The sequence below is a fragment of the Amycolatopsis sp. NPDC045836 genome, assembly GCF_056431745.1.
In genome coordinates this window covers 125,530-135,785 of the sequence record NZ_JBWKKF010000003.1, presented here as the reverse complement: position 1 = coordinate 135,785, position 10,256 = coordinate 125,530, and the positions used below count along the sequence as shown (strand labels likewise).

General features: G+C 70.2%; 1 protein-coding gene and 1 pseudogene. Both read left to right on the top strand.

Features of this window, described 5'->3' with window-relative positions; all coding sequences use genetic code 11:
• Positions 1-31: 31 nt before the first annotated feature.
• Complete coding sequence (locus AC07EG_RS05610; RefSeq protein ID WP_478251827.1) at positions 32-5,326, top strand: type I polyketide synthase; 5,295 nt, start codon at positions 32-34, stop codon at positions 5,324-5,326.
• Between the two features lie 38 nt (positions 5,327-5,364).
• Positions 5,365-10,251, top strand: a pseudogene (locus AC07EG_RS05605) (type I polyketide synthase); the annotation flags it as partial.
• Positions 10,252-10,256: the final 5 nt, after the last annotated feature.

Here is a 10,256-nt window from a genome sequence, read left to right as displayed (position 1 = left end):
TCCCGGACGAGCCCGAACAAGGCAGGGTTGCATGGCGAATGACGGAAAGCTCCGTGACTACCTCAAGCGGGTGGCTGCCGATCTGCACGACACCCGCAGACAACTGCGAGAGCTGGAGGACCGCGATCGCGAGCCGATCGCCATCATCGGCATGGGCTGCCGCTTTCCCGGTTCAGTGGGGTCACCGGACGAGTTCTGGGAGGTCCTCCGCGACGGCAGGGACGCGATCACCGACTTCCCCGACGATCGCGGGTGGGACGTCGAGCGCCTCTACGACCCGAACCCGGAACGGTCCGGGAAGTCCTACGTGCGCAAGGGCGGCTTCATCGACGCCGCGACCGACTTCGATGCCGGCTTCTTCGGCATCTCGCCGCGTGAGGCGCTCGCGATGGATCCGGAACAGCGGTTGCTGCTGGAGACCTCGTGGGAGGTGTTCGAACGGGCCGGGATCGATCCGCGCTCGATGCGCGGCACCGCGACCGGGGTGTTCGTCGGTGCCGGTCAATCCGGCTACGATGATTTCTTCGCCGGGGATTCCGCGGGGGTCGACGGCCACCTGATCGTCGGCCGTGCCGGTGCGGTTGCTTCGGGCCGGTTGTCGTACGTGTACGGGCTCGAAGGGCCCGCGGTGACCCTGGACACCGCGTGCTCGTCGTCGATGGTCGCGCTGCACCTGGCCACGCGGTCGCTGCGGTCCGGCGAATGCTCGCTCGCACTGGCCGGTGGGGTGACCGTGACTTCCACCCCCATCGCGTTCGTGGAATTCTCCCGGCAGCGCGGGCTCGCCGCGGACGGGCGGTGCAAGCCGTTCGCCGCGGCCGCCGACGGCACCGGGTTCTCCGACGGTGTCGGCCTGCTGCTACTGGAGCGACTCTCGGACGCGCGGCGCAACGGGCACGAAGTCCTCGCGGTGGTTCGGGGCAGCGCGGTGAACCAGGACGGTGCGTCCAACGGGTTGACGGCGCCGAATGGCCCGTCACAGCAGCGGGTGATCCGCCAGGCGCTCGCCGACGCGGGGATATCGGCCGGTGAGGTCGATGCGGTCGAGGCGCACGGCACGGGCACGACCTTGGGCGATCCGATAGAGGCCCAAGCACTGCTCGCCACCTACGGCCAGGACCATTCGGACGACCGTCCGTTGTGGCTTGGCTCGGTGAAATCCAACCTCGGGCACACCCAGGCCGCCGCCGGGATGGCCGGGGTGATCAAGATGGTACTGGCGATGCGGCACGGTGAGCTCCCGAAAACCCTGCACATCGATGCGCCATCGCCGCACGTGGACTGGTCCGCCGGCGCGGTTCGCCTGCTGACCGAGCCGGTCCCGTGGCCGGAGGCGCAACGACCGCGCCGGGCCGCGGCGTCCGCATTCGGCGTCGGCGGCACCAACGCGCACGTGATCCTCGAACAGGCCCCGGAACCCGAGGACGAGGTCGGGGAGGCGACCGCGCGGATTCCGGTGTTGCCGTGGGTGCTGTCCGCGACCAGCGGCGATGCACTCCGGGCGCAAGCGGAGCGGCTTGCCGAGCACGTCCGGTCCCACCCCGGACTCGAAGCGCTGGATGTCGCGTACTCGCTGGCGACCGGCCGTACCGGGCTCGACCACCGGGCAGCGGTGGTGGCCGGGGACCGCGCCGGACTCCTCCGCGGGCTGGACGTGCTCGCCGGCGGTGCGGCACGGGCCGGAGCGATCCGGGACGTGGTCGCGGAAGGCAAGCTGGCCTTCGTGTTCCCCGGCGAAGGTTCGCAGCGGCCGGGTATGGGCCGGGAACTCGCTGAGCAGTATCCGGTTTACGCACGGGCCTTCGACGCGGTGTGCGAGGAACTCGACAAGCACCTCGACCGGTCGGTGCGGGAGGTCGTGTTCGCCGGTGGCGAGTTGCCGGACCAGGCGGTGTGGGCGCAGGCCGGTCTGTTCGCCGTCGAGGTCGCCCTGTTCCGCCTCCTCGAGTCGTGGGGTGTGACGCCCGATTTCGTCGGTGGGCATTCGATCGGCGAGCTCTCGGCGGCGCACGTGGCCGGGGTGCTGTCGCTGTCCGACGCAGCCGCGCTGGTGGCGGCGCGCAGCCGGTTGCAGGTGAGTCGTGCGTTCCAGTCGCCGCACCTGGACGCCGTGCTGCGGGACTTCCGCCGAGCGGCGGAAGGCGTTGCCTACCACGAACCCGGCATCCCAGTCGTGTCCAATGTGTCTGGCCGGCTCGGGACGGTGGCCGAGCTGTGCTCGGCCGAACACTGGGTGCGGCAGGTGCACGAAACCGTCCGGTTCCGCGACGGTGTTCGCGCCCTGGCTGCGGAAGGGGCGTCCACGTTCCTCGAAGTGGGCCCGGGCGGGGTGCTGACCGCGCTGATCCCGCAATGCCTGACCGATCAGGACGTGGCACCGGTTCCGGCGCTGCGCGAGACGCTGACCGAAGCCGTGGCGCTGACCGAAGCCGTCGCCACACTGCACACGCGGGGCGTTGCCGTGGATTGGCACCGCTTCTTCGCGGATTCGGGCGCTCGCCGGGTGGCCTTGCCGACGTATGCGTTCCAGCGGCGCCGCTACTGGCCCCGGACGTCCTGGGGGGCCGGCGATGTGAGCACGCTCGGTCTCCTCCCGGCGGAGCACCCCTTGCTGGGCGCGGCCGTACCGCTGCCGGATTCGGACGGGATGCTGTTCACCGGCCGGCTGTCCCTGGAAACCCATCCCTGGTTGTCCGACCACGTGGTGCTCGGCACCGTTCTGGTGCCCGCATCGGTGTTCGTCGAACTGGCGATCTGCGCCGGTGACCGCATCGGGTGCGAGCTGCTGGAGGAACTCACCCTCGAAGCGCCGCTGGTGCTGCCCGAGCACGGCGGCGTTCGGTTCCAGGTCGTGGTCGGCGCCGAGGAATCGGGCCGTTGGTCGTTGAGCGTGCATTCGGAAGCAGGGAACCGCGACGAGTCCGACACGATCTGGACCCGGCACGCCACCGGTACGCTGACCACCGCTGCCGAGGAGCTGACGGTCGACCTCGGCGACTGGCCGCCTGCGGACGCCACTCCGATCGACATCCCAGGCGTGTACGAGCAGCTGTCCACCGTGGGGATCGACTACGGTCCCGCCTTCCGGGGGCTGACCGCGGGCTGGCGGCGTGGGGAAGAGCTGTTCGCCGAGATCCGGGTTCCCGAAGACGCCGGTGTTGACCCGGACTCGTTCGCGATGCACCCGGCGCTGCTGGACGCCGCCCTGCACGTCACCGGGATCATGGGCGCTGATTCGCCCGTGCAGACCAGGCTCCTGTTCGCCTGGAACGGCTTCTCCTGGAGCGCTTCGGCAGCTTCCGCGCTCCGTGTGAAGATCGCTGCCAGCACGCCGGACGAGTTGTCCCTCGAGATCACCGACGAGCGCGGTGCCCCGGTTGCCGCGGCGCGGTCCCTGGTGTCCCGGCCGGTTTCCGCGGGGGCGCTCCAAGCCGCCCGCCCGGACGGTGCGGGCACGCTGTTCCGCCTGACGTGGCGCGGGGCGGAGACCGATTCCGCCCCCGATGTGTGCCGGTGGGCGGTTCTCGGCGACGGACCGGACCTGCTCGAAGGCATTTTCGGGCTGGAAGGGGTCAAGGCCGCAAGGTACGGCGACCTGGCCTCGATCGCCGAAGCGGGCGTGCCGGACGTGGTGTTCGCCGAATCCGGTCCGGGTGACGAGGCCGGCTCGGCGTACGCGGTCACCAAGTCCGTTCTCGCGTTGATCCGATCGTGGCTGGCCGATGAGCGGTTCGCCGAATCCCACCTGGCCGTGGTGACACGGGGTGCGGTCGCCACCGAAGTGGGCGAGACCATCGGGGACCTGCCGGGGGCCGCGGTCTGGGGTTTGGTGCGCTCGGCGCAGGCCGAGCACCCGGGGCGGTTCACCTTGATCGACCTGGACGGCAGCGAGAGCTCCTTCCGCACCCTGCCGGCCGCGCTGACCGTCGACGAACCGCAACTCGCGCTGCGCGAGGGTGTCGTACTGGTACCACGGCTCGAACGTGCGGCGTCCGGAACCGGCGGCGTCGCCTTCGCCCCGGGCGGCACCGTGCTCATCGCCGGCGGCACGGGCGCCTCGGGTGGTGTGGTGGCGCGGCACCTGGTGGCCGAGCACGGGGTGCGGCACCTGGTACTGATCGGCCGGCGGGGTGGCGAGGCCCCCGGTGCCGCGGAACTGGAGGCGGAACTCACCGCGCTCGGTGCTGACGTCACGATCGCCGCGTGCGACGCCACCGACCGCCGCGCGCTCGCGGACGTGCTGGCGCGGATTCCGGCGGAGCACCCGCTGACCGGTGTGGTGCACGCCGCCGGCGTACTCGACGACGGGGTGATCGGTTCACTGACCCCGGAACGTCTCGACGCCGTGCTGCGGCCGAAGATCGACACGGCGCTGAACTTGCACGACCTCACCAAGGACCGGGATCTGGGCGGTTTCGTGCTCTTCTCGTCGGTCGCCGGCGTGCTCGGCGGGCACGGTCAGGGCAGCCACGCGGCGGCGGCCGCCTTCCTCGATGCGCTGGCCCAGTCCCGCCGGGCGGTGGGACTTCCCTCGGTGTCGCTGGCCTGGGGACCGTGGAACCGGTCCGGCGGTGACGGCGAATCCGCGCCGGCCGCACCCGGCGGGGTCGAGCCGCTGTCCCGGGCGGACGGGCTCGCGCTGTTCGACACCGGGCTCACTGCCGGCGACGCGCTGCTGGTCCCGGTCCGCCTGGACACCGCGAAGCTGGCGTCGCTGGCGGCGTCGGGCGCGCTCCCCGCTTCGCTGCGCGGGCACATCCGTGTCCCGCCTGAGCCCGCCCCGGGTGGTGGGGTGGCCACGGAAGCCGATCTGCGGCAGAGTCTGGCGGGCCTGTCCGAACAAGCACAGGAAGAACTACTCGCTGAACTGGTGGCGACGCACACCGCGGCGGTTCTGCGTTACGACGTCGCGGACGCCATCGATGAGACCAAGGCGTTCCGGGACCTCGGGCTGGACTCGCTGACCGGCGTCCAGCTCCGCAGCCGGCTGAGCTCCGCTACCGGCCTCCGGTTGCCGCTGACGCTGGTGTTCGACTACCCGAAACCGACCGTGCTGGCCCGTTACCTGCGTGCGGAGCTGGCGGCCCCGACCGGGGAATCGGGTCTGGTCACCGCACTCGAGGAACTGGACCGGCTGGAAACGGTCCTCGCGGCGGTCGCCGAGGACGAGCAGGCGCGGGAACGGGTGGCGACCAGGCTGACCGACATGCTGTCCCGGCTGCCGGAGAAGAACGCCCAGCCCCGCACGGGTTCGGTGGCGGAAAGGCTGAGTGAGGCAACGGACGATGAACTCTTCGCCCTCATCGACGACAAACCCGGGAACTAGATGTTCACAGTAGCTCTGCTGGTCAAGGGGAATGCCTGATGTCGAACGAAGAGAAGCTCCGCGACTACCTGAAGCGGGCCGTCGCCGACCTGCACGAGACCCGCGATCGGCTGCAGGAGGTCCAAGAAAAGGATCGGGAGCCCATCGCGATCGTGGGCATGGCTTGCCGGTACCCGGGCGGTGTGAGTTCCCCGGAGGAGTTGTGGGATCTGGTCGCCGCGGGCGGCGACGCCATTTCCGGCTTCCCGCTCGATCGGGGGTGGGACATGGAAGCGCTGTACGACCCCGCCGGCCGCCCCGGCACCAGTTACACGTGCAAGGGTGGCTTCCTGCACGAGGCCGCCCAGTTCGACGCGGGTTTCTTCGGCATCTCGCCACGCGAAGCGCTGGCGATGGACCCCCAGCAGCGGCTGCTGCTGGAAACCGGGTGGGAGGCCATCGAACGGGCGGAGATCGACCCGAGCTCCCTCGCGGGCAGCGAGACCGGCGTGTTCGTCGGCGCCACCTATTACGGCTACGAGACGGTGGGCGGACAGCAGCAGGACGACGTCGCGGGGCATGTGCTGACCGGCAACTCCCTGAGCGTCCTTTCTGGTCGCATCGCGTACGTGTTCGGTTTCGAAGGCCCCACGGTGACGGTGGACACGGCTTGCTCCGCGTCGTTGGTGGCGTTGCACTGGGCGGCGCAGGCGTTGCGGCGGGGCGAGTGCTCGCTGGCGCTGGCCGGTGGCGCGACGGTGATGTCGAGGCCCACCAGCTTCGTGGATTTCTCCCGCCAGGGCCTCCTTTCCCTGGACGGCCGGTGCAAGTCCTTCGCCGCCGCGGCGGACGGCACCGGTTTGAGCGAGGGCGTCGGGTTGCTGCTGGTCGAGCGGCTGTCCGACGCGGTGCGCAACGGCCGGCCGGTGCTGGCCGTGCTGCGCGGTTCCGCGGTGAACCACGATGGCGCGTCCAATGGGCTGACCGCGCCCAACGGGCTGTCGCAGCAGCGGGTGATCAAGAACGCTCTGGCCAGCGGCCGGTTGTCGGCCGATCAGGTCGACGTGGTCGAGGCGCACGGGACCGGCACCAATCTCGGTGACCCGATCGAGGCGCAGGCACTGCTGGCGGCCTACGGTCAGGATCGGCCGCGGAACCGGCCGCTGCGGATCGGTTCGATCAAGTCGAACATCGGTCACACGCAGACGGCTGCCGGGGTGGCCGGCGTGATCAAGATGGTGATGGCGATGCGGCACGGCGTGCTGCCGAAGAGCCTGTACAGCGACGAGCCGAACTCCGAGGTGGACTGGTCGGCCGGTGCGGCGGAGCTGCTGACCGAAGCCGTGCCGTGGCCGGAGAACGGTGAACGGCGCCGGGCAGGCGTGTCCTCGTTCGGCATCGGCGGCACCAACGCACACGTGATCCTGGAGCAGGCTCCCGAGATCGAGACGGAGGCATCCGGCGGTGCCGGTGCGCCGGTTCCCGTCACGCCCTGGCCGCTTTCCGCGAAGAACGCCGCGGCGTTGCGAGCACAGGCGGAACGCCTTGCGTCCCATGTGGGTGAGTGGTCACCTGCGGACGTGGGATTCTCCCTGGCGACGACTCGTGCCGGTATGAACCACCGTGCTGTCGTCGTCGGTGAGAGCCGGGAGCCGTTGCACCGGGGGCTGGCGGCGCTGGCTCGGGGGCGTGGTGCCACCGAGGTGATCCAGGGCGTGGTGACCAAGGGGAAGACGGCGTTCGTGTTCGCCGGCCAGGGTTCGCAGCGCCCGGGTATGGGCCGGGAGTTGTACGACCGGTTCCCGGTGTTCGCCGATGCCTTCGACGCGGCGTGCGAGCAGTTGGACAAGCACCTGGACCGTTCGGTGCGGGAGGTGGTGTTCGCCGCCGGGGGTTCGGCGGACGCCGAGCTGCTGGACCAGACGGTGTTCACCCAGACGGCCTTGTTCGCGATCGAGGTGGCGTTGTTCCGGCTACTGGAGTCGTGGGGAGTGACTCCCGACTTCGTGGGCGGGCATTCGATCGGTGAGCTGTCCGCGGCGCACGTCGCCGGTGTGCTGTCGCTGGAGGACGCGGCGGTGCTGGTGGCGGCGCGCGGGGGGTTGATGCAGGAACTGCCTGCCGGTGGCGCCATGGCAGCTGTTCAGGCCACCGAGGCCGAGGTGCTGCCGCTGTTGTCCGGCCGGGAGGCCCAGGCCGCGATCGGGGCGATCAACGCACCGGATTCCGTTGTGGTGTCCGGTGACGAGGACGTCGTCGAGGACATCGTGGCGTACTGGCGGGAGCGGGGCCGCCAGGTGAAACGGCTGCGGGTGAGTCATGCGTTCCACTCTCCCCGGATGGCGGGAATGCTGGAGGAGTTCCGCGGGGTCGCGGAGGGGATCGAGTATGGGCGGCCGCGAATCCCGATCGTGTCCACTGTGTCCGGTGAGCTGATCACCGAGTTCTCGGCCGGGTACTGGGTTCGGAATGTGCGGGAGACAGTGCGGTTCTGTGCTGGTGTCCGCGCGCTGGAGGCGCAGGGTGTTTCGAGGTTCGTGGAGATCGGTCCAGCCGGCACGTTGATCTCGATGATGAGTGATTCCTTCGGCGGGGATGGTGCGGTGCTGGTTCCTGCGCTGCGGGCGGACCGGGGTGAGTCGCGGTCGCTTGTCGAGGCTGTGGCCACGGTCTACGTGAATGGTTGCGCTGTGGACTGGGCCGCGTTCTTCGGCCCTTCCGGTGCTCACCGGGTGCAGTTGCCGACATACGCTTTCCAACGCCAACGCTACTGGCTGGAACCGGCCACAGGGGAGGGCAGGCAGGCCGATCTGGTGACTTCGGCGGAGAGCGGCTTCTGGCAAGCCGTCGAGCGCGAGGACGGCGACGCGGTGTGCGAGGTGCTGGCGCTCGACGGCGCCCAGGAACGGGCTTCGGTCACCGCGTTGTTGCCCGCGCTGTCGTCCTGGCACCAGCAGCACCGCACACGGTCGACCCTGGATCAGTGGCGGTACCGGGTGGTCTGGAAGCCGTCGAACGAGGCCCCGGCGAAGAACGTGTCAGGGACCTGGCTCGTCGTCCGGCCGCCGAACCTGCCCGCCGGCGGGTGGACCGACTCCCTCGTCCGGGAGCTGACCGGACGCGGCGCGCTGGTACGCACGTTGACGCTGCCCGAAGGTGCGGATCGCGAGGCGATTTCCACCTGCTTGAGCGAACTGACGGCCGAAGAGCCGGTCTCCCGCATCGTGTCCTTGCTGGCCCTCGACGAGACGCCACATCCAGCGTCGCCTTCGGTGCCCGGTGGTCTCGCCGCGACCATGGGGCTGGTTCAGGCGCTGGGGGACATGGCAGCCGAACTCAAGGTGTGGTGCGTCACCCAGGGCTCGGTGTCCGTGGGGCCCTCGGACGCCATGCGCAATCCGACGCAGGCGCAGGCGTGGGGACTCGGCCGTGTGGTGGCGATGGAACACGCGGAGCGCTGGGGCGGGCTCGTCGACCTCCCGGAGGCCGTGGACGACCGTTCGATCTCCCACCTCGTCGACGCCTTGAGCGGGATGGGCGACGAGGACCAGCTGGCCGTACGTGACTCCGGGGTGCTCGTGCGCAGGCTCATCCGCGCGCAACCGGATGATGATCTTGCCGACGGGTGGGCTCCCCGTTCCGGAACCGTCATCATCACCGGTGGTACCGGTGCGCTCGGTGCGCACATCGCCCGCTGGCTCGCCCGCAAGGGCGCCGAACACCTGGTGCTCACCAGCCGCCGGGGGCGCGCTGCCCCCGGCGTGGCCGAACTCGAAGCGGAACTCAGCGAACTCGGGACCACGGTCACGGTGGCCGCATGCGACGCCGCCGACCGGGATGCGCTGGCGGAGCTGCTGGCCAGGATTCCCCCGGAGTTCCCGCTGAGCGGCATCGTGCACGCGGCCGGGGTGCTCGACGACGGGGTACTGGAATCCTTGACGCCCGGCCGGCTCGACACGGTGCTGCGCCCGAAGGTGGACGCCGCGGTGAACCTGCATGAACTCACCAAGGACACCGACATCGGCATGTTCGTGCTGTTCTCCTCGATCGTCGGCGTCGCGGGAAGCGCCGGTCAGGCCAACTACGCTGCGGCGAATGCCTTCCTGGACGCGCTGGCCGAGCAGCGGAGGGCGCTGGGGCTGGCCGCGACCGCGGTGGCCTGGGGCCCGTGGGCGGACAGCGGCATGGCCACCGGAAGCGCCGCGGTCACCGACCGGTTGCGGCGGGGTGGCACGACACCGATGCCGCCGGAGCTGGCGATCACGGCCCTCGAGCACGCGGTGGCCCACGCCACGACGACGGTCACGGTCGCGGACCTCGATTGGGAACTGCTCACGCCTTCGCTGATCGCGGCCGGACCCAACCCGCAGTTCGCCGACCTGCCGGAGTTCCGGCAGGTGCGGGACGTGGCGCGGACCGGCTCCGGCGAGGCCGGCTCGTTGCGGGAAGGGCTCACCGGGCTGTCCGAAAACGATCAACTCGAAGTCCTGCTGACCTTGGTCCAGGAGGAAGTCGCGAAGGTGCTCGGCTATCCGTCGACGGAGAGCATCGAACCGGAGCGGGCGTTCGACGAGCTCGGGTTCGACTCGTTGACGGCGGTGGAGTTCCGCAACGGGCTCGGTTCGGCGAGCGGCATCCGGGTGCCCGCCACGGTGGTGTTCGACCACCCCACCCCGGTCGCCGTGGCGGAGTACCTCTTCGGCGAACTCGCGGCGGACGGCCCGGCGGAAGAGGACGGCCTGGACGCCGAGCTGGACCGGTTCGAGGCGAGCTTGTTCACCGCGACCGTCAGCGAAAGCGAAAGCACCGCGATCACCGTCCGCCTGCAGAACCTGCTCACGCGCTGGAAGGAAAGCCAGGATCAAGCTGCTACCGGGCACGACATCGCATCGGCGACGGAGGACGAGCTCTACGAGATCTTGCAAAAAGAGTTCGGTCGACCTTGACCACC